The organism is Rossellomorea sp. GCM10028870 (genome assembly GCF_042666755.1).
Lineage (GTDB): Bacteria > Bacillota > Bacilli > Bacillales > Bacillaceae_B > Rossellomorea.
The window spans coordinates 65,316-87,268 of sequence record NZ_JBHTGN010000003.1 but is presented as its reverse complement, the minus strand read 5'-3'; the positions used below and the strand labels follow the sequence as shown (position 1 = coordinate 87,268).

The window sequence follows — 21,953 nt, the reverse complement described above, 5'->3', positions numbered from 1 at the left end:
TAATTGAAAAAACTAATCAAAACATTACTAATCGCAGCAATCTTAACGACAGGGGCGGCAGGAGCAAGTGCAGCCGAAGTTTCACCGCAACAAGTTGTCTCGGATCCCGGCGGCGGAGGAACTGGCGGAAAGTAATTAAGTAAGGCGAGGGGCCTTTAACCGGGTCCCTTGTACATAATACGGGAGGTAATTGGAGTGGAGTTCTTATCGGACATTTATCATAAGAGAATCGTAGACACGCATACGGAGGTCAGGGAAACGTATAACAAACTCGGAATGATGTTATCAGTTTTAGACACTCGCTTATCTGAAATTTACCATTCGATTGAAAAGACGGACGACCGGGAACTGGATGCCATTGCTTACACATCGCAGCTTAAATCGGTCTTGACTCGTCGCAGGGTGGTGAAGGATGAAATGGCCCGCCTTAAACCATTCGCAAGCATGGCAAAGCAAGCCTTGAACGAAATAGAAGTCCGGTACGAGGGAGCTATGAAAAAGTCGTTTGAGATTCGCCAGCAGCTTAACGTGACGATGACCCTGGACGATGTCATGACTGAAATGGGAGTAGAACCGTTAAAAGTTAGTACCAGGTCATAATCTCATTATCAATTACGAGCGGAAATCGCCTTCTAATTGAGAATGGAAAAGACACCTGTTTTCCGCACGTGCTTCTTTGGTAAAACGGAACGGATCGTCGGAGGGGTGTCGTAGTATTCGGAGAGGATTTCCGGTCATTTTCGCTCGATTGTTCGTGGGATAAAACGACATACACGCTGAAATGGCGTAGGAGAGGCTGAGAACGGCGGAAGGGTGTTTCGGTTACCTTGGTATTAAAACGCTCGTGAGACGGCTGAGAGACGCTTGTATGACGTTCTGAGCCGTTGTTTGTCGTTCTGATGTAGAAGGATACGAGTTTCATTCCGGCTTACGCCTACATTCAAGCTCGTTTATTAAAGTTGCCTCACCTTTTTCAGCTTCCAGTCTAATTTTTAGCCCTCCTCTTCTGGTGAGAGGGCGTAAAAAGTTAGCCTTCCAGCTAAAAAAGCTTCGGCGATTATCGGGCAGGGTTAGTGATTAAGGAGGTTTTAACGGTATGAGGACGAAAAAAGGACGCATTTTACACGATTTTATTAAAAAATAAGTCTAAAGACCTATCTTTTAAAAAGTTCTTGCTTTTTGTGTTCGGTTATGTTACCCTTTTGAATCTTTTAAGTTCTTAAGGTCTTTAAGTGCTTAAGATCTTAAGATCTAGTAATTCCGCCACTAACGTGTCGGCATCAATTAAAAATCCTTATCGCAAAGCACTTTTAAAAGAATATGCGAAAAATGAGTAAGTGATAGCTGAGCAAGTTCTTTGTGCGAAGCAATGTTTTGAATCACGAGTGTGTTTTTAGTGTATTTTACCTCTTTCGCCGAATGGGGGGGTTCAGTTTAAAGCCAGGATAGCCTCAGAAGCGCTCAGATTGGCCTGTAAGGGGTTTTAAATCGTTTTGAAGGGTAAGACAGCCGAGACACCTAAAAACGGCTATTTTCGTGCTTAAAATTAAAATTCGGAATTTGCTGCGCCGAATGGGCTTTTTCATCGTATTTATTAAAAAGGGGGTAATATCGGAGTTATTTATAACGATTCTAATTAACTCACTTAGCACCTGGTACTAAGTTTATGTATTCTTCTATTATATCATAGCGAAAATTGAACGAGCAGTCAAACGAGGGAGGAATTAAGGATGGCGGAAATTAAAATAATCGATTCTATTATGGGCAGCGGTAAAACATCTTGGGCGATTCAGTATATGAACGAAGCGTCTGCCGCAGAAAAGTTCATCTATATTACTCCGTTTCTAACGGAAGTCGAGCGAGTGAAAATATCGGTGACTGATCGGAACTTCATCGAACCTAACAACGCAAATGCCGAGAAACGAAAGATGCGCAGCTTGAAGGACTTAATCGTCAAAGGGGCCGACATTGTATCGACGCACTCGCTCTTTCAAGCTGCTGACGATGAGCTGGTCGAACTCCTTACCGATGCAGGCTATACGCTAATACTGGACGAGGTAATGGACGTAATCGAGCCGGTGAATGTAAACGCCAGCGATATAAAGAAGCTCGAGAGCAGTGGTGACATAGAAATCGAAGGTAATAAGGTTACGTGGAAGGGCGACCCGCACGACGATAGCCGATACCGAGACATTCGAGTCCTGGCACAAGCGGGCAACCTCTTTTATCATCGCGGGAAGTTTTTGATTTGGTCATTTCCGCCGAGGGTGTTCCGGGCATTTGAAAACGTGAAGGTGCTGACGTATCTGTTTGACGGTCAGTTGCAGCGATACTACTACGACATGTTCAAATTCAACTACGAGTATTCCGCCGTAAAGCGTGAAGGTGATCGCTTTGAACTGACGGACTATGACAAGCAGGCAGAACGCCGGGACGAGGTTTATAGATTGATTGATTTATATGAAGGAAAGCTGAACGAAGTTGGTAAGCGGAACAACGCCTTGAGCTCAACTTATCTTCGCAGGGCTGATGTTGGCGTGCTGAAGCAACTCCGAAACAACCTTTATAACTACTTTATGAATATCGCCGGTGTTAAGAAGGAGCAAATGTATTGGTCGACGCTGAAGGAAATTGAGCGTTCAATCACACCAAAAGGCTACCGTAATCGAGCGATTCCAGTCAATGCGCGGGCGACTAACGAATATAGGGAAGTCGAGGCAATCGCGTATGTCTTCAATCGCTATCCTAACCCGCATGAACGAGCGTTCTTTGAGGACAACGGGGTTTCCGTGAATGTTGAAGCGCTGGCAGTGTCGGATTTGTTGCAGTGGATATGGCGGTCGAGGATCCGTGAGGGACAGGCGATTAAATTGTACCTGCCGTCTAGTCGCATGAGGAAACTATTGAGGGAGTGGGCTGAGTATGGGATTTAAGTGCATATTGTCGCTGAAGGTCGCCAGGTCTTTGTTATCGAAGGGCTTCCGACTTGTAGACCTTGAGCCGTCGCGCAAGTTTTCCGGGCAGTTAGTTTTTATATTCGAAGATTCGCAGGAACTACAAAACGAACTGAAAAGGGGAAGATAATCTATGAAACCTCCGAAAAATAACGACTCAAACAAACCTAAATTTAAAGAACCAGGCGAAGGGGCTATCTTATTCGCGGCGCAATTTACGGAAGGGATAATGATGACGGATGCCATGCCGGTGATCCAGCGTTTGATGAAAGGTGAACTTCATGATTCTGACGACAAGCGTGTGAAGAACTGCGATTGGTGCGGTTATCTATTCCGTGACAAGTCCCGCCCGAATATTGCAAAGACCTGTTGTAAGCCGTGCAAGTTCGCGAAGGATAATTTCGCCAAGAAGAAAAAGAAAGCTGAACAGGAGCTGGTAAATCCGAGGAAAAAGCCACGCAAAGGCGTTGAGACTTATTACGCAAGTGAGTTGGAATATCCTTTCTTCATAAATGAGAAGTACATGCTTCGCTATCATGAAAGGTATGAAAAGCCATTCTCTCCGAATAAAATTTCGCATATTAAAGCAGCGAGAGATCGGAATAATGGAAATAGAAGAAAACCGAAATTCACACTGACGGACGGCAGCGATAGAGTTAATCTTCGCGGTATAAGACACGGACACAACTACGGACCTGTCACAGTGTCGCGAATGAAACCGGAAGAGGTGGAGCAATATCTTATTGAAAAGTACGGCGAAAGACACTTGAAGCATGAACGGGATAGGGTGGAAAGATTTAAGTGCAGTAAAAAAGTGCATATATAAGAGAGGGCGTTTTAGCCCGATATTTATTTTGAAGATAAAGTAATAAAAGGAGGTATTATGATGACCGGAGAAAAGTTTCAAGCGCTGCGTCACTATCTGAATTTTACCCAAGTGGAATTCGCTAAAGAATTAGGTGTTTCTCTTCCGACGATCGGACGTATCGAAACGGGTAGTCTGCAAGTAACTCCGCGAGTAAAGGCGAAGCTGGCACGTTTGAATTATGACGAAACGTCCTTTTTTGTGTTCTACGAAAATTTACGCAGATTATCCTAATTATATCTTACCTAAAAAGTTAGTAGACGTCAAGGGGAGGGATCAAAAATGAGTGAAATCAGCATCACCTATTTCGACGACGATCATACGGATTACCTGGTTTCATGGCCCGGTGCCAAACGGAAATTCCGGTACACCATGCCGCATACAGACTTCGACGCCATTCAGTTCTCACTACTGACGCTTGCCTATGAACAAACACTGGACGAAGTTAACCACAAAATACTAGCGAAAATGGATTCAGTAAAGGTATATAAGTTAGTCGAACGTTTCGCCACGGAGTTCTGTTATTCACATTCGCCAAAGTCAGGCTGCGGGCTAGAGAAGCGATATATTCGCCAGGTGATTTTGCAAGCTTTGCATGAGGTACAAGGCACTCGATGAAGGCTAGTCCGGAGAGTCGCTACATATTGATGAAGGGAGGATGACGGATGAATGAGCAAAACAGAACGCAATTGCTGATTAATTACCTACAAGCACTCAGTCACTTGAAACACACTGATTACTTTTGTAATAAGGAAATCAGCGATGTGATGAAGTCGATTGAAAAAGAATTGAACCTTAAATAAAACGATGGGGGATGGATGAAGGATGAGAAATGACTTAAACGCAATCGATGAGTTATTGAAAAGGTTAAACGACAAGCTGGACGTTATCACAAAGCGCGGTGAAAAGCGATGAGTGAAAAGCGCACTTGCCGTAGATGTAAGGTCGATAAGCCGGTTAATCAATTCGAGAAGGATAAGCGCTCTAAGGGCGGATCCACTAACCGTTGTCTTAAATGCAAACAAGCGAGCAACAACAAAGCATACAAGGCGTTCTATCGCATGAGGGAACTGGCTCCAAAGTATCCAATTCCGATTGAAACCACGAAGGAAGAAGTGGCGCAGCTCTTTGATGTCTTCGATAATCGATGCGGGTATTGCAACGTGGAAGAGTCAGAAGAAACCGGAACTTTTAATCTCGAGCATATTCGCCCTTTAAGTCGAGGAAAAGCAAGGCACCACGTCTCAAACCTGTTTATCTCATGTAAGAGCTGCAACTCAAGAAAGGGAGATAAACCGGTCCTAACCTTTTACCGTGAGCACGGAAAACTCGAATACGACTACATGCCTTTCTTAGTTAAATACATTGCTCGCTTCAGTAAACGGTCAATCAAAGACGTGGAGGCAGAGTTGGTCGACGAGGAAAGGGACTATCATGAATCGAGAGATAAGGCTGCGGTATGAAAAAGCAAATATATTCGGTTCAACCTTACGAGATTCACAAGCTCATACATGACAACAGGTACTCGCTAATTGCAGAAGTATATAAAGACGACGGTCGGCTATTTGCTGGCCTTTTTGAATTGGAGGAGATTTTATGTCGGGAATGCCCGCGTATGAATTCACGCTGAAAAGAAACGGAAAATTGCAAGAAGCACTCGTTAATTATGAAGGTCAGGAATTCAGCTTTAAATTCGGTCCTTACGTCTCTGCGAAACGAATCTCCGAACTGCTACCACGATTGGTTATGGACAACGCAAAGAAATCACGCCGGAAGGGGGCTAAGTAATGGAATGTGTGTATCGGGTGAATGAGTTCGCTCACGGTTTAATTACTAAGTCGTATTTTGAGCGAGAAGGCAATCGACCAATATTTGACGGATCAGTCGCCCATATTGGCTATAACGTTACGGAACTTTCTTCCGGGTATTCGCTGGAATATGAGGTGCTAACGGAGTCCGGGGAACAAGTTGCGTTCAGGCGCTGGGAAACAGATGTGAAGTTAAAAGAAAAGGCTGAAATAGAGGCGTTAGAGGGAGCGATTTATGCAGTTGATAGGTGCGCAAGTGCCGAGTGCATGGTCGACGGGAAGCCTGCTCGGGATATTGTAAGGAGGTTGGTGTTAGCTTGCGAAAAAATAACAGACGAAGAAAGCCGAAAAGAAGAAAACCAATAGCGATGAGTTACTTGATTAGTGAAGTTTTATCAAATGAAGCAGTAAATAAATTAAATCAAATCAAGGGGGCTAATTAATATGGAACGAGTAGAGGTTTTTATGTTAAAGAATGGCGAGGACAAAGGCAGTGCATACACAGGAGGATATATTTACTCAGTGGATAAGCATGTCGCAGAAAGTTTTGAGAAAGAGGGGATCGGCAGAGAAATCAGGTATCAATCTCTTCAATCGCATAAAGACAACGTAAACAAATCGATCGAGGAAATGAAGGAGAAAATCGCAGGCATTGAGGCGAACGATCGACTGACTCCCGATGCAAAGTTCTTCGATACACAAGAAGTCATTCAACAGTACGAAGAGAAGATAAACGAACTCCAGGATAGATATTCTTACGACCTCCAAGTTTTACAGGATGCGGCTGCCAGAAGGGCGTCTGAAATCACGATGGAAAACGATTTTGATTCGGATAAGGTGCGCCAAAAAGCCGGCATAATTCGCTCGGAAGTAGAAATGGCAATGTCGTTAAATGTGGCAGCCAATGCGATTCAGAACGAAGCGAAAATCATCGACAAGGGAACGGCCAGGGAACTTCTCTCGCAGTTTACTGAGATAAAGAAAACGTTAGAGGAAAAAGGAAAGTCGGCACATCTGAGCGATAGGCTTATCCGAATGACTGTACGCAATGTATATGACGACCTTAAAAAAGCGTCTGAAGACTCCGAACAATCAGCCGCCAGTGCTGAATACCGAATGCTGAGTGCGATTAAGGAACATCGAAAAGATATTACAGGACCGTTACAAGTGTTTAAAAGAAGAAGAAGGAATTAACACCATATCAAGGCTGCCCTTAACCGGGCGGTCTTTTTTTATTTTATCGGAGGAGGAGGAGACGGAATGACTTACACGCTAAATATGAAAGAACATAGACACGTTTATACAATCGCAACACTCACAGACGAAGCTGGCAACGTGCAAGAATTCAAAGACCGGACGAAGCGACTTGCCCTGCGAAAAGTGGTCGCTTATCTCGGTTCAGAAAAGGCGTTAATTTACACGGACGAATTTCAAGTGCTAAAGGCAAGCCAGGCGAGGGAGATTCCGCGGAACATTAACGTCAGGCTCGAGGTGGCGCGCCGATGATTAAAATACTCGGCCAAGACCGGAAACCACTCGCATTTCTACAGAACGCATTTAATATCGGCTACGAGAAGCATCTGAATGAACTTTGGACTGCTTCTTTTTCTTTGCCGTTAAACGATGAAAAAAACCAATACTGCTCGGAATTTAATTACTGCGAGATTGTCGACGATATGTCCGACGAATCTATCGGGCTGTTTCGCATCGTGCCTTCTTTGACGACAAAGAACGAATCTGCTGACGTAGTTGAGTACCGGATGCAACACGTTCTCGCCACGCTCCTTGACGACGTGCTTTTCCAATATCACCAAACGACCAACTGGACTACTCGCCAAAATATCCAATATATTCTCGATCAGCAAGAAACGAAGCATTGGAAGCTTGGAACGGTGGATTTTACGAGGTACTTCCATTATAAGTACGAGAATGAGAACGGATTACTCGGCCCATTATTAGCGATACCTCAGCCGTTTGATGAAGATTATCATTGGACATTTGATACGAAGTCCTACCCGTGGACGCTGAACCTAGTAAGGCCTTCATCTGTTCCAACCTGTGAAATCAGATACGCTAAAAACATCATAGAAATTCAGCGAGAGATTGATCCGTATAACATAGTGAACCGCATCTATCCGTTAGGTGCTGGCGAAGGTGTGAATCAGCTCGATGTTCGAGATGTGAATAATGGCGTTCCTTACCTGGAAGACTCGGCCTCTATCGCCAAGTACGGTAAGAAAAAGTACGTCTGGATTGATCGTCGTTTCGAGGACCCTCAGTCGCTGAAAGACAATGCCGAAGCTCTGCTGAAAAAGTGGAGCGTCCCGAAGGTTGTTTACAAGGTGAAGGCGGCAGACCTAAGCGTGTTAACTGGCGAATCAGTTGACAGGTTTAAAGAAGGCGCGATTGTTCGTATTATTGATCCGGACTTAGGAACGATTGAACAGCGTATTCATAAAGAAGCGAAGCCTGACATTACCGGAGCTCCTGGTGACATTCAGCTTGAAATCGGTAGCTTGTCGGAGGACATCGGAACGGTAAACGCAGACATCGAGCGAAAGCAACAGGTTAATGAAGCATATACGCAAGGGTCAACAAATATCGATTCCCATAACTACAATGATAACTGCGATGCTTCTCATCCAGCGATAATCCGATTCTACTTGCCGAGCGACTTGGTTAATGTGAATACGATGTCTCTAAGCTACGAAACGGATTCTTTCCGGGCTTATTCTGCCGCAACAAAAGGTGGAGGCAGTACGACTAAAACAACAACATCAGGCGGAGGAACAACAGCGACAAGTAGCTCGGGCGGTGGAACTACGGCAACCTCAAGCTCAGGCGGTGGGGTTAGTACATCGACGTCAAGTGGCGGCGGTACAACTCAATCGAGTGCAGCCGGGGGAGATCATCGTCATTTAATGTTCACTGCGACCGGATTCCAAACGGCATCAAATCCGAACAGCTCTGTCATATTGAGGGCAGCAAGCGGTAATACAATCGCAGTAGATAGTGATACGGCTGCTGGGGTTTCTTACTATACGGAAGGTTCGTCGGGTAATCATTCGCATTCCGTATCTATTCCATCGCATACTCACGACTTTAATGTGCCTAATCACTCTCATAGTGTAACAATTCCGAGCCATACTCACTCGGTAACGATTCCTAATCACTCACATGACGTTACATTGCCGGACCATACTCACGACATCCAGCACGGAATTTACGAGCTTTCAACAAAACCGAGCGCAGTTACGGTCAGAGTCGACGGCACAACGATTCCGGGCAATGCGACAAAAGGGAACGACATTGACATCGTACCTTACCTCGCGAAGGACTCAGGCGGTAAGATTCAGCGCGGAACATGGCACGAGGTAACGCTTACTCCAAACGGTCTTGGGCGAATTAATGCGAATATAATCAGTCGCCTGTTTATTTCGTCGCACATTGGCGGGAATTATTAAGTCAAATGGGGTACTTTCAAAAAGTTTCACGAGTTGTACAAAAAGGGAATATATAGTAATATAAGTATACGTATAAGTATTAAATAGAGGATTGATGCGTATATTGATTAATAAAAATCAAAGGGTGATAATATATGCGCAGACCCTCAAAGGAGGAGATTATAAAAATGATTGCAACTCCTGTAAAACCAATTAAACCAATTAAAGTTGAGTTTCAGAACGAACAAGAATATCAAAAATTCACTAAATATGCTCAAAGAGAAACGAAGTCAGAATCCAAAGAAATGGTAGAGTTTAGGAGAAAATTCTACAATCACATTAAAAAAACAAGCGATTTCAAGTCAAAGTAGATGCTAAGAGCTGAAAAATTAGATTCAAAACATTATGATCGAGTGATTCAATTTCAGTGTTCGGATCAAGAAGAGGTAGAATCGTTTCTGAAAAAAGAGTCATTCAAATTGGAACTCCTCAATATCGCAAAAACAACAGTTTTTTTAGATGACGACGATAACCTAATTGGATACTTTACATTATTCAATGATAGTACTACCGTTTCTAATACAAAGTTAAAGAAGATGGATTTTAAACCAAATAATTTTTCGCTTTATCCATCCGTAAGAATACATTTTTTTGGTGTAGACTCTAACTATCGTAAAAAAGGCTACGGAAGTTTTATATTGTTTGAAGCACTTAACCGTATTCTTGAAATTTCTAAAATGACAGGTTGTGTTTTTGCTACCGTTGAAGCTCTCCCGGGTTCTAATTCATTTTACAGTAAACATCTATTCGTGTCGTTAGGTCGCAAAAAAGACGATCCACGACTCGAGATATTTGTGTTTAAGATCAAAGAGCTAGATATTGAAGTCATGGACTCTGATTTGCTTGAAGGTGAAGATAAAGAATTTGATACAGGCGCCTAAAAAAGCCCTCCGGTGGTCAGTCGCTACCGTTGGGCTTACTTTTTTCTTTCGAGTATACATATGCAGTGAACGCAGCAAGTATCGGATCCTTGTCTTGGATTATCACATCGAAGTTTGATTCCGCCTCATACTCATTCAAACCGTCTTGTTTAACCGTCACGCTAATGTCAGGATCGGCCCCGTCTCCAGGCACTAGTAACATCGCAAATTTTCCTCTCATCATTTATACGTCACCCCCTCCGTGTAAGTAATTCGACCTATTTCCGCAAATTTCCTGCTTGAGAATCGACCTACAACGAAATTAGTTTAAGTTCCACTTGTAACCGTCTTAATCAGTCGCTATAATAAGAGTTAACAATACACGTTACGATAAATACGTAAGTGCGAAAATATATACGACTCTTTAAAAACGCTCAATGCCCGGTAAAGTTAGCGATGGGGCGACGTTCCTTATAACCGTTAATTCACCATCGATAATCCGAACGCCATCGCTTCATGCGGGTGCGGATCATCGTTCGTGACGGCGACGAATAAGGGTACGCCGGAGAACTGCTAATGATTAAAAGGGACGGACCTCCAAAGTGGAGGTCCGTCCCTTTTCAAGTATCAATGAATATTCTTTAACGCTTCTTCGACAGGTGTGTCACCGCTTAAGATCTCGAATACTTTGTGATTGGTTTCTTCGATGGTTAAGGCGTCGACAAGTACTTTCGCGACATCTTCACGGGAAATGTCTCTGCTTTTGTTTTCAATGGAAGTGGCTGCTTCAATTTTTCCAGTTGCATCATCAAATGAAAGGGAGCCAGGGCGGACGATCGTGTAGTTTAGGCCGCTTTCCTTCAAGTGGGAATCCGCTGCACCTTTTGCTTTTAAGTAGAATTGCAATTCATCCGGGCCGCTTGACGGGTTATCGGCACCCATTGAGCTAAGCATCACAAAACGCTCAATTCCCATCTTCTTCGCATAATCCACCGCTTTTTTTGCACCCTCCTGGTCAATGGCAAGAGTTTTATCGTCACCGGTCGATCCGCCACTACCAGCTGCAAATATAACGGCATTTACATTCTCAAGAGCGTATGAAAAGTCCTGCTCCAGGTCTGCAACAATCGGTCTTGCCCCTAAATCTTCCATATCCTTGGCTTGTTCTGTTTTTCGAATCATGGCTCTCACGAAATGCTGACTGCTATTTGAAAGTTCTTTCACTATGTGACGGCCAGTGTGACCATTTGCTCCAATAACTAATACATTCATTCTCTCCATCATCCTTTATCTAAGTTTTTGTCTTATTATTGGTCTACCCATTCATTGCTAAAATAAACAAATCAATGGGTGATGATGGAAATCACTCGTATACGTGGATGTTTGATGCATATCAGGTCACGTTGCTTCTTCGATTGGATATTCCGTTTCATAAGAGCTGCCATCTTTTTGCTGTTTTCCTTTGGGTGTTGTCTCCTCCAAATGAAAAAGAGGCTTAGGAATACATATCCTAAAACCTCCCTAATAATAGTCTTTAATCTGTAAACATGGATGTACTGTGCATCGGTTGGACTCTTGCCTTAGGGTCCATATATGCTTTGGCATTGTTAACAGCTGTCGGTGCCTCACCAAATCCGCTTACAATAAGCTTCACTTTACCGTCGTACGTACTAATATCACCTGCTGCGTATATACCTGGAATATTCGTTTCCATTCTTGAGTTGACAACGATCGAATTCTTTTCAATCTCAAGGCCCCAGTCCTTAATCGGACCAAGAGAAGAAACAAATCCAAAGTTTACGATTAACTCATCAAGATCAATAATTTCCTTCTCATCACCCTTAGTTTCTTCTAAAATCAATTGATTGATTTTGTTATCATCCACAACCAGTTCTGAAGGGACATAAGGTGTCTTAAGTTCAACCGTAGAATTGTGCAGGTTTTCCACACTATGCTCATGTGCCCTGAATTTATCTCTTCTGTGGACGAGGTAGACTTTTTCTGCAATCGGCTCAAGCATAAGCGCCCAGTCAACGGCAGAATCACCACCACCACAAATGACAACTTTCTTGCCTCTGAAATGTTCCAGGTTATCAACAAAGTAATGAAGATTCTTACCTTCAAATTCAGACGCATGCTCTAGTTCCAGGCGTCGAGGCTGGAAAGCACCGTTCCCTGCTGTGATGATGATCGTTCTGGAAAAATGAATCTCTTTATCGGTTGTGAGCTTAAACATGCCATCAGCCTGTTTTTCTACACCTTCCACAGCTTGCTCCAAACAGATCGTCGTCTCAAACTTTGCCATCTGCTCTTTTAAATTATTGACAAGATCCTGGGCTTTCACTTTAGGAAAACCGGCAACATCATATATGTATTTCTCAGGATATAGAGTAGCCAGCTGGCCCCCGAGTTGTGGTAAACTTTCAATAATCTTAACTGATGCTTTTCTCATGCCGCCATAGAACGCCGTAAACAATCCAGTAGGACCGCCGCCTATGATCGTAATATCATACACTTTTTGATCTTCCTTCAACTAGATCCCTCCAACAATTAAGATGTATTTCACTTTAATTTATTCTATCATAGAGCGATCGATTCTTCACAATAATTGAAATTATAATTGGGAATAATCAGTCTTTTTGAGGAGTGGAGTTTCAGACTTTTGGGGGAGATAAATGATCATCCGTTTTCGGGTTGTCCAGCTCCAGGACTAGAGCCGCCTTCGCTTTTCGGAATATTCTTAAGTTTTCAATTTCCTATATATATCTTGAAAATGCATGGTAAAAAGAATATTATGTAATGTAGGCATAATGTTAAGAATTTATGACAATTCTCGCATAAGTATGTAGTAGTTCGTGAAATACGTCACATACTTTCTTGTTTATCGTTTTTATTTATTTTTTATACAATCCTTTCCTCTTAATTGAAGGAAAACTTCTCGTTTGATTTGTTTCAGTTTCTTTCCTATAGGGAAAAAGGTAATAGCATCAGATTGAACGGGATAAAAAAGCATGATGTGGAGGACTCTAAGAGTATCCAAAGCAAATTTATCAAAAAAGGTGGATGTGATTCAGTTGAGAAAGCCAAGAATCGTTGTATTAGGTGCAGGTTATGGTGGATTAATGACGGTAACTCGTCTTCAAAAGCAATTAGGTACAAATGAAGCAGAAATTATTTTAGTTAATAAAAATGATTATCACTACGAAACCACTTGGTTACACGAAGCTTCTGCAGGTACACTTCATCATGATCGTGTACGTTACAACATTAAAGATGTTGTCAATACAAGCAAAGTAAACTTCTTACAAGCTACTGTTGAAGATATTAAAGTAGAAGAAAAGAAAGTCATCACAAGTGACGGTGAAGTAGAATTCGATTACCTGGTCGTTGCATTAGGTGCAGAATCTGAGACTTTCGGTATCCAGGGTCTTCATGAGCATGCTTTCATGATTTCGAACATCAACTCTGCCCGTCAAATCCGTGAGCATATCGAATTACAATTTGCTACGTATAAAAACGAAGAAGAGAAAAACGATGACCGCCTTACAATCGTTGTAGGTGGAGCAGGCTTCACTGGTATCGAATTCTTAGGTGAATTAGGAAACCGTGTACCTGAACTTTGTCACGAATATGATATCGATCGTAAGAAAGTACGTATTGTGTGCGTGGAAGCTGCACCAATGATCCTTCCTGGATTCGATCCTGAGCTAGTGAAGTATGCTCGTGCCAAGCTTGAGAAAAAAGGTGTAGAATTCCACATCGGAACTCCACTTAAACAAGCGACAGCGGACAGCGTATTAATCGCTAAAGGTGAAGATGAAGTAGAAGAAATCAAGGCTGGTACGATCGTATGGGCTGCAGGTGTACGCGGTAACTCCATCATCGAAAGAGCGGGAATAGAAAATATGCGTGCCCGTGTGAAAATCAACAAAGATCTTCGCGCGCCAGGTCATGATAACATCTTCATCATCGGTGACTGTTCACTAATGATCAATGAAGAGACAGAGCGTCCGTACCCTCCGACTGCACAAATTGCGATGCAACAAGGGGAAGTATGTGCCCGTAACATTGCTTCTTTACTACACGGGAAAGATCATATGGAAGAATTCACTCCAGACATTAAAGGAACAGTATGTTCACTGGGTGAAGACGATGCAATCGGTGTCGTTTACGGTAAGAAAATCACTGGGACAAAAGCTTCCTTCATGAAGAAAGTAGTCGACAACCGCGCTCTTTACATGGTTGGTGGACCATCACTTGTCTTCAAAAAAGGTAAGTTCAAGTTCTTTTAATTCTTAAATCATGTAGTGAAAAGCAGGGTGGTTTCCACTCTGCTTTTTGTTATGGGGAGATGTTGATGGGGGTGTTTGCAGTGAAAAGAGGGAAAGTTTGGCTGGCGGTTGCCGGACTGGTCATTGATGAAAGTGGTAAATGGCTTGTGGTGAAAAAGAAATACAGCGGATTAAAAGGTATGTGGTCTTTCCCAGCAGGCTTCGTCAATGCAGGAGAAACAGTAGACGAAGCGGTTATTAGAGAAGTGAGAGAGGAAACAGGTTTACAAACGTCGGTCAAAGGAATCATCGGAGTAAGATCAGGAGTCATCCAGAATGACATTAGTGACAACATGGTGATCTTTCTGTTGGAAAATAAGAAAACTTCTTCTATCCTTATCGAAGAAAAAGAATTGTGGGATGTTGGGTGGAAGTCGCCTCAAGAATTATTAGAGGATGATAAAACATCCGTGATGGTGCATGAGATGATAAAAGCAATGACATTCCAACATAAGTTAAATCCGATTGAAGGGATAAACCCAGGAAATCAGTTCGGATACACTCAATACAAATTATTTTTATAAAATTCTGTAAACTTTAAGAAAAAAAGAGATAATGAAAGAAAAACATAAATGTATTCGCTTTCTTAGAGGTACATCCCTTCTAATGTCCCTTTTCTTTATTCTGGATAGATGATATATTATCAGAAAATTAAGAAATTAAAGAAAAGGGAGAGGGAATGATGAGAGCTACTGCAAGTACTAAAACAAAATACTGTCTTTACTGTTCAGGAAAAGGATACTTTCAGTTAGTATTAGGTGGTTCTGAAACGTGTCCGTGCTGCGGAGGCAGCGGGAAGCAAAAATAAGCTCTAAAAGTTAGATGGCAAAAGCAGGCCTAATGAAGGTTGATACTTCGTTTATGAAGTATGAATACTGACATTGGGTCTGTTTTTTATGTCTGCATGATAAATAAGTTTATTTTGTGAATAAGCCACAAAACTTCCTTGAAAATATTGACGCTTTCATTTCACTCGGGGTACACTATTATTTAGTGTTTATGGAGGTGTAAACGGTACAATGCCTATACATGTAATGATTATTTCGATGCTTTTATTTTTTGTTCTATTTTTCGGAATAGGTTTTTTGTTAAATATGTTATTGCGTATGACGTGGATTATGGCTATCATTTATCCAATTGTTGTTATTTTTATCGTAGACGATGTTCGTTTTATAGATTATTTTCGAAATGCAGGCGGGTCGTTTTCTGAGTTAGGTACGAAAATCAGCCACTTGGCTGTAGCCGATCTTGTGATTTTGGGAAGTGGATTGGCAGGAGCGATTCTGGCAGGAGTCGTGATGAGGATTTTAAGAGCAAAAGGATATCGCATGTTTTAACCGCATCCGTTTAACCGAGACATCTTTCTCGAGTTGAACGGTTTTTTATTATGACTTTTTATAAAAATTGTACATACTAATTGAAGTAGGAAATATCATCGTCAGCCCCTGTAAAGTCGCATATGGCCGCATATGGGCGTTGAAATTCCTCTATAAGGGACTCTCGAAACTACCACCCTAATAATTTCCAAATATTGAAACTATTCGATTATTTTCTCAATTTATGCATATATCCCCTCCTGGTTGGGAAGTAATAATGGTGGGAGGAGTGAATACATGAATTTGTTTAAAACATGGACGAAGAGATTCGTTATGGCCAGTTTGTTTGTCCTTGCACTGGGAACTACGTTTCAATCAGTTTCGGGAGTAGAGGCCGAAACCTTTAAAACCTGGTTGATGGACAAGGGTGAACATGATCAAGCCGGTTTGAATTATAAAGAGCATCAGACAAATCGTTTAGGATTGTCATTTAAATTTCTTAAGAGGCTGGCAGGTTTTGAGACTCAGATTTCTGCGAGTACACCTGTTGAACCGAGGACGTTGGAAGAGTCGGTTGATTGGGATCAGTATACGAAGCATAAGGTTGTAGCGACAGGCTATACAGCCGGGATTGAATCGACCGGGAAAAACCCTGGGCATCCCCTCTATGGAATTACATACTCTGGAGTGAAAGTGAAACGTGATTTATATTCTACGATTGCAGCCGATCTTTCCGTTTATCCTATTGGTACCATTCTTTTTATCCCCCATTATGGATATGGGGTAGTAGCCGATAAAGGGAGCGCTATTAAGGGGAATAGACTGGACCTCTATTACGAGACAGTGGACGATGTGTATAATGAATGGGGTAAACAGACGCTGGATGTATATGTAATCCAGATGGGTTCAGGTGAGTTATCTGAACAGCAATTAGTGGATCTTAATGAAAATAAATCCATGCAAGTGTTTAGACAGCAGATATTATCACCAAAAGAAGAATAGAATAGAGCTCGCAGTTCAACTTGAACTGCGAGCTTTTTATCATCACTGGACCTCTTTATACAATTCAGGATGAAGAACTCCTGCAAGCTTGACAGCACCTTTCAACAGAAGGGGTGATGGCCTGCAATAGAGAGCTTCTTCCAGAACGAAAATCCGGTCATTTTGAATAGCCTTCATTTCGTTCCAACCAGGGCGCTTCTTCACGATTTCGGGGTTAACCCGTTTCTGCTGAACGCCGACCCAGGCAAGACAGATATAGTCTGGATCACGTTTCAGTACATCTTCCCAATCCGTTTGAACACTTGCCAGATCCACATCATCAAATAGATTTCGAGCACCGATCATCTCGCTCAACTCGGTTAACCAGTTGATCTTACCAGGGGTGAAAACGGGCTTTGGCCACCATTCCCAGTATAGAGATGGTGGATTTTGAACCCCGGAACTGATCGTTTTTAAGCGTTTTACGGTCTGCAAAAATTCTTGTTGTCGGATCATGGCATGTTCTTCTATTCCACAAGCTTTCCCAACCGTTAAAAGGTCTTCTGCTATGTCAGAGAAGCTCTGTGGATTTAAAGTGATGTGGGGGATGTTCCGCTTTTCCAGTTCTTCTATGTTTTTTTCCATACCAGGTACACTTAATGAAGAAAACACCAAATCAGGTTTCAAGGACTCTACCTTATCCATGTTAATAGAGAGATCCGGTCCAAGCCGGGGAAGGGACTCGACCTCTTTAGGATAATCGGAGTAATCATCCACTCCTACAAGATTCGGTGTTAATCCAAGATAATCGATTATTTCTGTATTACTGGGGCAGATTGAAACAATTCTCATCGTGACACTCCTAAGCATAAAAGAAATAATGAAGCAGAAGGGTTAGAATAATCCCCGAAAGTCCCCCAAAGAACACTTCAATGGGTTTGTGACCGAGTAATTCTTTTAGCTCCTTGCGCTTTTCTTGTTCAGGCTTGTTCTGCCAGCCTTTTGCTTCTGACATAAACCTCTGGAAATCCACCATCAACCGATTCAGAACAATCGCTTGTTCTCCTGCCTGCCTTCTGACACCCGTTGCGTCGAACATCGTGATGATGGCAAACATGGCGGATACAGCGAAGATTGGTGAATCCACGCCCACTTCCAGGGCCACTCCAGTAGATAATGCCGTTACGGCCGCTGAATGGGAACTCGGCATCCCGCCTGTTGAGGTAATCAATGACCAATTTAATTCCCTCGTAGCGATAAACTGTATGGGAACCTTTACAAACTGAGCAAAAAAGATCGAAAATAAAGATGCCCATAATGGAAAATTAAAAAATACTTCCATGCTGTTAAATGCCACCCTTTCAATTGTTTGAATAAAAATAATGTTCTCATTATATCATACCCTATTAACCACTGAATTAACTTTGTGGATTGGTTTGGTAGAAAGTCGAAATAATGGGACATCTTCGCTATAATAGAGAGCGGAGGTGTCGGTTAAAATGAAATTTTCGATTAATCAAAATGAAGTAAGAACGGCAAATCAAGAGTGCCTGGTCGTTGGGGTTTACAATCAGCCAACATTCGAAAGAGAGCTGAAAGAACTTGATCGCACGTTTGAAGGCTATCTTACGCAACTTGTAAAAGACGGAGACATTTCTTCGGAAGCAAAGAAAGTGTCAAAAATACATACATTTGGAAAACTGGAAACAAAGCGGTTATTATTTGTAGGTCTTGGAAAACAAAAAGAGCTTACGTTTGATTCTTTAAAAGAATCGTTAGGCGTAGCATCAAAGGCTTTAAAAGAGATGAAAATGTCTTCTTTTTCAGTAGCATTGGATACATTTGTTTCTGAAGAAATGACAGCAACAGATGCAGCTCATGCCTTTACAGAAGCCTTTACGATGTCTACATATGAATTCCACGGATACAAGAAGAAATCAAATCGACCAGAGGTACAGGTAGAGTCGATCGAGTTCTTTACAAGCTCAGATTCTAAGGAAGTAGAGATGGCTTTACATATCGGCTCTGCCTTTGGTAACGGAGTCAATTCAGCCCGTACGCTGGTGAACACCCCCGGTAATCTATTAACCTCGACGAAATTAGCAGAATACGCCCTTGAATTAGCTGAGCGATACAACTTTGAAGTTGAGATTTTAGATAAAGAAGAGATGGAGCATCTGGGAATGGGCGCACTGCTCGCAGTAAATCAGGGATCTGTCGAACCACCGAAAATGATTGTTCTTAAATACAGCGGAAAAGATGAATGGAAGGATGTCATCGGTTTAGTCGGAAAAGGAATCACCTTTGATACAGGCGGTTACTCGATTAAGCCTAAAGATGGAATCGTCGGAATGAAAACCGATATGGGAGGAGCTGCTGCAGTTCTTGGTGCCATGGAAATCATCGGTGAAATCAAACCGGAACAGAACGTCGTTGCCGTCATTCCTTCAACAGACAATATGGTGAGCGGCTCTGCATTCAAGCCTGACGATGTGATTACCTCTATGAGCGGTAAAACCATTGAAGTATTGAATACAGACGCTGAGGGCCGTCTTGCGCTTGCTGACGGTATGACCTATGCAAAGCATCAAGGGGCAAATTATTTAGTGGACGTTGCAACCTTAACAGGGGGAGTCATCATTGCTCTGGGTGAAGACAAAACAGGTGCTCTCACGAATAATGAAGCTTTCTTCGAGCAAGTGCTGGAAGCGTCAGGTGAATCGGGCGAATACATTTGGCAGCTTCCATATACGGAAAACGATAAGAAACGTGTTCGTGGCAGTGATATTGCCGACTTGAACAATTCACCAGGACGGGCTGGTCACGCCATCATGGGTGGCGCATTTGTCGGAGAGTTCGCTGAAGGTCTACCTTGGGTGCACCTTGATATCGCCGGTACGGCTACCACCAAAGGCAGTTATGAACTGGGGCCTGCTGGTGGAACGGGTGTCATGGCAAGGACGCTTGCACTATTAGTTGAGCGTTTTGTGCCTTTAGAGAAATAATGTGATGGATCGAAGAGTCTTTTTTCAGTGCATGAGCATTCCAGCACTGAAAGAAGGCTTTTTTTGTTGGAATTCCTTATTTGTAATGTATAGGATAGCTTAATTTGTGGATGAAACCGGGATCCGGTTTAGGATAGCAGCTAATCCAGCCGTTTTGCTTTAAAATCCGGCCGAAATAGGGGGAAATCCAGCCACTTTTCTTCAAAATCCGGCCGAAAAAGTAGAAAATCCAGCCGTTTTCGACCAGAATCCAGCCGATGAACATTTAATGGGAATTAATTCAACTCACCCGGAATCACTAAGACCCAACCAGACCCAACAGTCCACATGAACCCACCGTTTTTCCTGAAAAATCCCCCATGCCATCTTTCACCCTGCTAAAGTGTTGACAAACTCTCTTTATCTTGTTAAAGTTGAAATCGTGATTTTATTACTCTACCAATTTAGCGAACTAAAGGAAAACGATATATCGTTGTATGGAGAATTTTGAGGAGGAAGTAGTTATGAACGCAGTTGTTATAGCGGTTCTTGTCATGCTTGTACTAAGCTTGGTACGTGTGAATGTTGTATTCGCTCTGATCACTGGTGCGTTAGTCGGAGGATTGACTGGTGGATTGGGATTAGACAAGACGATTGCCGTATTTTCTGATGGAATCAGCGGCGGGGCAAATATCGCGTTAAGTTATGCATTACTGGGTGGATTCGCAGTGGCGATTTCCTACACGGGAATCCCGAATCTGCTTGTTGACTGGGTACTGAAGGTTGTTGGGAAAAAAGGCGATTCTAGAAAAACAGCCCTTTCGAAAGCACTTATTGTTTTATCTATTTTAATTATGGCTTGTTTTTCACAGAATGTAATTCCGATTCATATTGCTTTTATTCCTATTTTGATTCCACCTTTATTAAAGGTGATGACAGAGTTACGTATAGACAGACGTTTAATTGCATCCGTGATTACGTTTGGATTAACGGCTCCCTATATTCTTTTACCAGTAGGATTTGGCTTGCAGTTCCATGAGATTATTGCACAAAACATGGGTACAAGCGGCATGGAGATTGCATTAGGTGATATTCCAAAAGCGATGCTTCTTCCAGTAGGGGGCATGGTCATCGGGTTACTCATCGCCGTATTTGTGAGCTACCGTAAACCAAGGGACTACAATGAAGCAGAAGAAGTGATCGCTGAAGAGAAGGTCGTTTATAATAAAAGAGCGATGATTTTCGCCCTTGTTTCCATCGTTGTCGCTTTATACGTTCAGCTTCAGCTGGAATCAATGATCTTTGGTGCATTAGCCGGTATTGCTGTTCTTTATATTTCTGGATCAGTTAAATGGAAAGAGGCAGACGGGTTACTGAATGAAGGTATGAAAATGATGGCGTTCATTGGCTTTGTGATGATTACTGCATCAGGTTTTGCTGAAGTGGTAAAAGCCACAGGCGATGTCGAAACATTGGTTGAAGCGACTGCTGACGTAATCGGCGGAAACCAGGCATTAGCTGCTCTTATCATGTTGATTGTAGGGCTTCTAGTGACAATGGGAATTGGATCTTCATTTGCTACGATTCCGATCATTGCAGCCATTTTCGTACCACTTGCCATGGAGCTTGGATTCAGCCCTCTCGCAACGATCGCGATTGTAGGAACAGCAGGTGCACTTGGTGACGCTGGTTCTCCGGCATCAGACAGTACGCTTGGACCGACAGCAGGATTAAATGCAGATGGACAGCATAATCATATTTGGGATACTTGTGTACCAACATTCTTACATTACAATATTCCACTGATCCTGTTCGGTTGGATTGCAGCAATCATTTTATAAATGGAAAAAGCAAGGGATGTGTTCCCTTGCTTTTTTTTATTGAATAGGTAACCATCGTCGATAATTATGCCTTCCCTACATCCACCGAACAATTACGATCAAATGACAGCAATCCACCTGGCCAAGCTTCTCATCGAAGACTAAACGCACACCGTCAGGATTAAATGAGACTACGGGTTGTACTCTTGTGCCGATGGTTTGAAGTAGTTTATGAACTTCAGGGAGGTTTGATTGCTGTGCAGCATTCATAAACTTCGATGAAAAATCTTTAGAACTGTTAATTCTGCGCAGTACCTTTTGGGCGTCATCCATCAGGCTCAGGGTTTTACCCGCTGATGACATAAATGTTTTGGTTTCAACAGGGGGATAGTTGCGGTTGTAAGAAGGCTGTGCCCTTGAATAAATAGGAGGATAGGGGCGTTGAGTGGGCGGATAAAAAGGATGGTACCGATACATAACATAACCCCTTTCTTAGGAATGCTCTAAGGATATGTATGAAAATGAAGAGGG

General features: G+C 42.6%; 28 protein-coding genes and 1 pseudogene. 23 read left to right on the top strand and 6 right to left on the bottom strand.

All coding sequences use genetic code 11. From position 1 onward, the window contains the following. Positions 1–3 precede the first annotated feature (3 nt). From ACFQWC_RS14280 to ACFQWC_RS14210, 15 genes are all read left to right on the top strand, one after another. Positions 4–135, top strand: coding sequence for a hypothetical protein (locus ACFQWC_RS14280; protein WP_377108108.1), 132 nt, complete (start codon positions 4–6; stop codon positions 133–135). Between the two features lie 60 nt (positions 136–195). After that, complete coding sequence (locus ACFQWC_RS14275) at positions 196–600, top strand: hypothetical protein (RefSeq protein ID WP_377108106.1); 405 nt, start codon at positions 196–198, stop codon at positions 598–600. Between the two features lie 1,130 nt (positions 601–1,730). Beyond that, complete coding sequence (locus tag ACFQWC_RS14270) at positions 1,731–2,933, top strand: hypothetical protein (protein WP_377108104.1); 1,203 nt, start codon at positions 1,731–1,733, stop codon at positions 2,931–2,933. 154 nt (positions 2,934–3,087) lie between these two features. Further along, positions 3,088–3,780, top strand: coding sequence for a hypothetical protein (locus tag ACFQWC_RS14265; protein ID WP_377108102.1), 693 nt, complete (start codon positions 3,088–3,090; stop codon positions 3,778–3,780). Positions 3,781–3,840: 60 nt separating this feature from the next. After that, positions 3,841–4,053, top strand: coding sequence for a helix-turn-helix domain-containing protein (locus ACFQWC_RS14260; RefSeq protein ID WP_377108100.1), 213 nt, complete (start codon positions 3,841–3,843; stop codon positions 4,051–4,053). 48 nt (positions 4,054–4,101) lie between these two features. Then, positions 4,102–4,437 (top strand): hypothetical protein, encoded by a 336-nt coding sequence (locus ACFQWC_RS14255; RefSeq protein ID WP_377108098.1) that lies wholly within the window; start codon positions 4,102–4,104, stop codon positions 4,435–4,437. A 47-nt stretch (positions 4,438–4,484) separates the two neighbouring features. Further along, positions 4,485–4,622, top strand: coding sequence for a hypothetical protein (locus tag ACFQWC_RS14250; RefSeq protein ID WP_377108096.1), 138 nt, complete (start codon positions 4,485–4,487; stop codon positions 4,620–4,622). Positions 4,623–4,730: 108 nt separating this feature from the next. Beyond that, entirely contained in the window at positions 4,731–5,282 is a 552-nt protein-coding gene (locus ACFQWC_RS14245; protein WP_377108094.1) for an HNH endonuclease, read from the top strand. 133 nt (positions 5,283–5,415) lie between these two features. Next, positions 5,416–5,607 carry a hypothetical protein gene (locus tag ACFQWC_RS14240; protein WP_377108092.1) on the top strand — a complete coding sequence of 64 codons (192 nt, stop codon included), beginning with the start codon at positions 5,416–5,418 and terminating at the stop codon, positions 5,605–5,607. Next, positions 5,607–5,993: a hypothetical protein gene (locus ACFQWC_RS14235; RefSeq protein WP_377108090.1), complete on the top strand. Its 387-nt coding sequence runs from the start codon at positions 5,607–5,609 to the stop codon at positions 5,991–5,993. The genes ACFQWC_RS14240 and ACFQWC_RS14235 overlap by 1 nt, the downstream gene beginning before the upstream one ends. Before the next feature lie 78 nt (positions 5,994–6,071). Continuing rightward, entirely contained in the window at positions 6,072–6,821 is a 750-nt protein-coding gene (locus ACFQWC_RS14230; protein WP_377108088.1) for a hypothetical protein, read from the top strand. Positions 6,822–6,887: 66 nt separating this feature from the next. Beyond that, a complete protein-coding gene (locus ACFQWC_RS14225) occupies positions 6,888–7,133 on the top strand; it encodes a hypothetical protein (protein ID WP_377108086.1) in 246 nt (81 codons plus the stop codon). Next, positions 7,130–9,091, top strand: coding sequence for a phage tail protein (locus ACFQWC_RS14220; RefSeq protein WP_377108084.1), 1,962 nt, complete (start codon positions 7,130–7,132; stop codon positions 9,089–9,091). Before ACFQWC_RS14225 ends, ACFQWC_RS14220 begins: the two co-directional genes overlap by 4 nt. Positions 9,092–9,258: 167 nt before the next feature. After that, entirely contained in the window at positions 9,259–9,441 is a 183-nt protein-coding gene (locus ACFQWC_RS14215; protein WP_377108082.1) for a hypothetical protein, read from the top strand. Then, positions 9,442–10,011, top strand: coding sequence for a GNAT family N-acetyltransferase (locus ACFQWC_RS14210; protein WP_377108080.1), 570 nt, complete (start codon positions 9,442–9,444; stop codon positions 10,009–10,011). A 16-nt stretch (positions 10,012–10,027) separates the two neighbouring features. Here ACFQWC_RS14210 and ACFQWC_RS14205 read toward each other — a convergent pair whose 3' ends face one another. Continuing rightward, positions 10,028–10,234: a hypothetical protein gene (locus ACFQWC_RS14205; protein ID WP_377108078.1), complete on the bottom strand. Its 207-nt coding sequence runs from the start codon at positions 10,232–10,234 to the stop codon at positions 10,028–10,030. 240 nt (positions 10,235–10,474) lie between these two features. Here ACFQWC_RS14205 and ACFQWC_RS14200 point away from each other — a divergent pair. Further along, a pseudogene (locus tag ACFQWC_RS14200) lies at positions 10,475–10,567 on the top strand (iron-sulfur cluster assembly accessory protein); the annotation flags it as partial. A 50-nt stretch (positions 10,568–10,617) separates the two neighbouring features. Here the strand turns inward: ACFQWC_RS14200 and ACFQWC_RS14195 are convergent. Together ACFQWC_RS14195 and ACFQWC_RS14190 are read right to left on the bottom strand one after the other, a co-directional pair. Continuing rightward, the gene (locus tag ACFQWC_RS14195; RefSeq protein ID WP_377108076.1) at positions 10,618–11,262 is read right to left on the bottom strand and encodes an SDR family oxidoreductase; all 645 of its coding nucleotides are present in this window, start codon (positions 11,260–11,262) and stop codon (positions 10,618–10,620) included. A 262-nt stretch (positions 11,263–11,524) separates the two neighbouring features. After that, positions 11,525–12,523, bottom strand: coding sequence for an NAD(P)/FAD-dependent oxidoreductase (locus ACFQWC_RS14190; RefSeq protein ID WP_377108074.1), 999 nt, complete (start codon positions 12,521–12,523; stop codon positions 11,525–11,527). A 541-nt stretch (positions 12,524–13,064) separates the two neighbouring features. Here ACFQWC_RS14190 and ACFQWC_RS14185 point away from each other — a divergent pair. From ACFQWC_RS14185 to ACFQWC_RS14165, 5 genes are all read left to right on the top strand, one after another. After that, entirely contained in the window at positions 13,065–14,282 is a 1,218-nt protein-coding gene (locus tag ACFQWC_RS14185; RefSeq protein ID WP_299744027.1) for an NAD(P)/FAD-dependent oxidoreductase, read from the top strand. A gap of 80 nt (positions 14,283–14,362) precedes the next feature. Continuing rightward, entirely contained in the window at positions 14,363–14,845 is a 483-nt protein-coding gene (locus ACFQWC_RS14180; protein ID WP_377108072.1) for an NUDIX hydrolase, read from the top strand. A 158-nt stretch (positions 14,846–15,003) separates the two neighbouring features. Continuing rightward, positions 15,004–15,129, top strand: a complete 126-nt coding sequence (locus ACFQWC_RS14175; protein WP_172655674.1) for a YuiA family protein — start codon at positions 15,004–15,006, stop codon at positions 15,127–15,129. 211 nt (positions 15,130–15,340) lie between these two features. After that, the gene (locus tag ACFQWC_RS14170; RefSeq protein ID WP_299743760.1) at positions 15,341–15,658 is read left to right on the top strand and encodes a YuiB family protein; all 318 of its coding nucleotides are present in this window, start codon (positions 15,341–15,343) and stop codon (positions 15,656–15,658) included. A 276-nt stretch (positions 15,659–15,934) separates the two neighbouring features. Continuing rightward, positions 15,935–16,639 (top strand): 3D domain-containing protein, encoded by a 705-nt coding sequence (locus ACFQWC_RS14165; protein WP_341356884.1) that lies wholly within the window; start codon positions 15,935–15,937, stop codon positions 16,637–16,639. A gap of 42 nt (positions 16,640–16,681) precedes the next feature. On the opposite strand, the gene ACFQWC_RS14160 is transcribed toward ACFQWC_RS14165, so the two are convergent. Both ACFQWC_RS14160 and ACFQWC_RS14155 read right to left on the bottom strand, forming a co-directional pair. Beyond that, on the bottom strand, positions 16,682–17,470 hold the full coding sequence (locus ACFQWC_RS14160; RefSeq protein WP_377108069.1) for a cobalamin-binding protein: 789 nt from the start codon (positions 17,468–17,470) through the stop codon (positions 16,682–16,684). Between the two features lie 10 nt (positions 17,471–17,480). After that, positions 17,481–17,960 carry a divergent PAP2 family protein gene (locus ACFQWC_RS14155; RefSeq protein WP_149157587.1) on the bottom strand — a complete coding sequence of 160 codons (480 nt, stop codon included), beginning with the start codon at positions 17,958–17,960 and terminating at the stop codon, positions 17,481–17,483. 157 nt (positions 17,961–18,117) lie between these two features. On the opposite strand from ACFQWC_RS14155, the gene ACFQWC_RS14150 reads away from it, so the two are divergent. Together ACFQWC_RS14150 and ACFQWC_RS14145 are read left to right on the top strand one after the other, a co-directional pair. Then, positions 18,118–19,623, top strand: coding sequence for a leucyl aminopeptidase (locus ACFQWC_RS14150; protein WP_377108067.1), 1,506 nt, complete (start codon positions 18,118–18,120; stop codon positions 19,621–19,623). Positions 19,624–20,126: 503 nt separating this feature from the next. After that, positions 20,127–21,443: a Na+/H+ antiporter family protein gene (locus tag ACFQWC_RS14145; protein WP_299743774.1), complete on the top strand. Its 1,317-nt coding sequence runs from the start codon at positions 20,127–20,129 to the stop codon at positions 21,441–21,443. A 75-nt stretch (positions 21,444–21,518) separates the two neighbouring features. Here the strand turns inward: ACFQWC_RS14145 and ACFQWC_RS14140 are convergent, their stop codons facing one another. Further along, entirely contained in the window at positions 21,519–21,899 is a 381-nt protein-coding gene (locus tag ACFQWC_RS14140; RefSeq protein WP_299743776.1) for a YuzC family spore coat inner layer protein, read from the bottom strand. Positions 21,900–21,953 lie beyond the last annotated feature (54 nt).

Bases quoted from the DNA above. Each gene is read 5' to 3' on its own strand.
- ACFQWC_RS14245 (WP_377108094.1), top strand. From the start codon at position 4,731: ATGAGTGAAAAGCGCACTTGCCGTAGATGTAAGGTCGATAAGCCGGTT.
- ACFQWC_RS14250 (WP_377108096.1), top strand. From the start codon at position 4,485: ATGAATGAGCAAAACAGAACGCAATTGCTGATTAATTACCTACAAGCA.
- ACFQWC_RS14140 (WP_299743776.1), bottom strand. From the start codon at position 21,899: ATGTATCGGTACCATCCTTTTTATCCGCCCACTCAACGCCCCTATCCT.
- ACFQWC_RS14165 (WP_341356884.1), top strand. From the start codon at position 15,935: ATGAATTTGTTTAAAACATGGACGAAGAGATTCGTTATGGCCAGTTTG.
- ACFQWC_RS14175 (WP_172655674.1), top strand. From the start codon at position 15,004: ATGAGAGCTACTGCAAGTACTAAAACAAAATACTGTCTTTACTGTTCA.
- ACFQWC_RS14195 (WP_377108076.1), bottom strand. From the start codon at position 11,262: ATGAATGTATTAGTTATTGGAGCAAATGGTCACACTGGCCGTCACATA.
- ACFQWC_RS14230 (WP_377108088.1), top strand. From the start codon at position 6,072: ATGGAACGAGTAGAGGTTTTTATGTTAAAGAATGGCGAGGACAAAGGC.
- ACFQWC_RS14210 (WP_377108080.1), top strand. From the start codon at position 9,442: ATGCTAAGAGCTGAAAAATTAGATTCAAAACATTATGATCGAGTGATT.
- ACFQWC_RS14270 (WP_377108104.1), top strand. From the start codon at position 1,731: ATGGCGGAAATTAAAATAATCGATTCTATTATGGGCAGCGGTAAAACA.
- ACFQWC_RS14155 (WP_149157587.1), bottom strand. From the start codon at position 17,960: ATGGAAGTATTTTTTAATTTTCCATTATGGGCATCTTTATTTTCGATC.
- ACFQWC_RS14145 (WP_299743774.1), top strand. From the start codon at position 20,127: ATGAACGCAGTTGTTATAGCGGTTCTTGTCATGCTTGTACTAAGCTTG.
- ACFQWC_RS14235 (WP_377108090.1), top strand. From the start codon at position 5,607: ATGGAATGTGTGTATCGGGTGAATGAGTTCGCTCACGGTTTAATTACT.
- ACFQWC_RS14220 (WP_377108084.1), top strand. From the start codon at position 7,130: ATGATTAAAATACTCGGCCAAGACCGGAAACCACTCGCATTTCTACAG.
- ACFQWC_RS14205 (WP_377108078.1), bottom strand. From the start codon at position 10,234: ATGATGAGAGGAAAATTTGCGATGTTACTAGTGCCTGGAGACGGGGCC.
- ACFQWC_RS14215 (WP_377108082.1), top strand. From the start codon at position 9,259: ATGATTGCAACTCCTGTAAAACCAATTAAACCAATTAAAGTTGAGTTT.
- ACFQWC_RS14255 (WP_377108098.1), top strand. From the start codon at position 4,102: ATGAGTGAAATCAGCATCACCTATTTCGACGACGATCATACGGATTAC.
- ACFQWC_RS14170 (WP_299743760.1), top strand. From the start codon at position 15,341: ATGCCTATACATGTAATGATTATTTCGATGCTTTTATTTTTTGTTCTA.
- ACFQWC_RS14160 (WP_377108069.1), bottom strand. From the start codon at position 17,470: ATGAGAATTGTTTCAATCTGCCCCAGTAATACAGAAATAATCGATTAT.
- ACFQWC_RS14225 (WP_377108086.1), top strand. From the start codon at position 6,888: ATGACTTACACGCTAAATATGAAAGAACATAGACACGTTTATACAATC.
- ACFQWC_RS14150 (WP_377108067.1), top strand. From the start codon at position 18,118: ATGAAATTTTCGATTAATCAAAATGAAGTAAGAACGGCAAATCAAGAG.
- ACFQWC_RS14265 (WP_377108102.1), top strand. From the start codon at position 3,088: ATGAAACCTCCGAAAAATAACGACTCAAACAAACCTAAATTTAAAGAA.
- ACFQWC_RS14240 (WP_377108092.1), top strand. From the start codon at position 5,416: ATGTCGGGAATGCCCGCGTATGAATTCACGCTGAAAAGAAACGGAAAA.
- ACFQWC_RS14260 (WP_377108100.1), top strand. From the start codon at position 3,841: ATGACCGGAGAAAAGTTTCAAGCGCTGCGTCACTATCTGAATTTTACC.